1 protein-coding gene is annotated in these 1,593 nt (G+C 58.4%); it reads right to left on the bottom strand.

The window, feature by feature from the left end:
* Positions 1–79: 79 nt before the first annotated feature.
* Positions 80–1,435 carry a DDE-type integrase/transposase/recombinase gene (locus EKH49_RS16325; protein ID WP_128471677.1) on the bottom strand — a complete coding sequence of 452 codons (1,356 nt, stop codon included), beginning with the start codon at positions 1,433–1,435 and terminating at the stop codon, positions 80–82.
* Positions 1,436–1,593: the final 158 nt, after the last annotated feature.

Below are 1,593 nucleotides of genomic sequence, written 5' to 3'. Positions count from 1 at the left end.
TGTGATGTCTCAAGACACCGGTGACACTTCTGTCTCAGGACATCGGTAACACTCGGTGTCTCAGGACATCGGTAACAGATCAGACCGGGTCAGGCATGTTTTGGAACTTCGCCGTGGCATGCTTCAAACTCAAATACTTCACGCCCTGCGGGAACGGGTAATCGAATTTCGCGACCAGTTCACCCTCTATGCTCAGCACCATCAAGTCCGTCGGGTCCCAAACCACATTTACCACTGTTGAGCGCAGTAGCTTGCCCAGATAAATTTCAACCCCGGCAACCCGCAGGCAGCGGTTCTTATTGGCCCGCAGCACGTGGCTTCCGCTCTCGCCCATGAGTTCAGAACGCAGCGTGGCGCTGAGCTTAGCCGGCTCTGGAGGGGTTCGTGCAGCAGCCATCTGCCGGGCCTCGCGCTCACTTCCGGCTTGGACGCCAAGAGCTACTTGAGTCTGGCTCGGTCCTGGTTTCGTGCTCAGTTCCTTCCATTGCCCAAGCTCCAGCGGCTCAGCTGCGGGCGTGGCATCCCACGCTTCTTGCGGAGTCATCCGATCTTCCAGGGACTGGTGCCCGCGTTGGGTGTTATAGGCATGGTCGAAGACATCCAGCTGCGCCTGCAACTGTGCTAGATCGGTGGCGAACGGCTGCTTTTTCAGCCATTTGAACAAGGTTGAATGAAGCCGTTCGTTCTTGCCCTGGGTGGTGGGCTTGTGGGGTTTGCCAGTGATCGTCGCGATGCCCAGACCGTTGGCGTAAGCGACCAGCTCGCTCAGCACGCCACGGCGGATGGGGTTCAGCGCATCACCATTATCGGTTAGCAGTCTTTGTGGCACGCCGCGCGATTCGATGCCTTTGCGGAAGACCTTCACTGCATCTTGGCCGTTCTCGGTCTTGGCGGCCAATGAAGCGACCGCCAGCCGGGAATGGTCATCGATCAGCTGGAAGATCACGCATTTGCGTCCTCCTTCCAGCACGTATTCGGTGGCGTCCAGCTGCCAGCAGGAATTGGGCATCGGATATCGGAAGGACCGGTAGGAGGAGCGCGGACGCTTCTGCGGGGCTGGGGTAACCAGGCCTCGTTCGGAGAAGATCCGGGCCAGTGCCGAGATCGATACCGTGGGCATGCCCAGCTTCTTCATGTGATCGTGCACGCTGATCGGTCCGTGATCCCAGCCCGAGGCTTGCAACGCCTTGCGCATTGCGACCGCTTGGTCCTTGACGGCTTCGCTTGTTGCGGTAGGCACTTTTTTCGGCCGTCGGGAGCGGGGTTCCAGGGCTGCTGCTTGGCCTTCGGTTTGGGCTCGTTTGCGGATTTGGTAGAAAGTCTTGCGGCTAATTTCGTGTTCCGTGCAGAAGGCGGTGACCGCGCCTCTGGGAGCGTCTTGTGGCCATCGGGCGATGGCTAAGCGTATTGTCGAGTTGACTGGATCATTTTTCACACTTTCCAGTTCATCAGCCCGCGTGCTGGCCGAGAGGCCGGTAGGCGGGCTGTGTACTTCGGGGCGTTAAATCCCGGGGAGAAGTGTCACCACTTTAAATGTTGAAGTGTTACCGATGTCCTGAGGCAGAACTGTTACCGATGTCCTGAGAGAAAACA

The organism is Glutamicibacter sp. HZAU, from assembly GCF_004100365.1.
GTDB lineage: Bacteria > Actinomycetota > Actinomycetes > Actinomycetales > Micrococcaceae > Glutamicibacter > Glutamicibacter nicotianae.
This window is presented reverse-complemented; position numbering and strand designations above follow the sequence as displayed.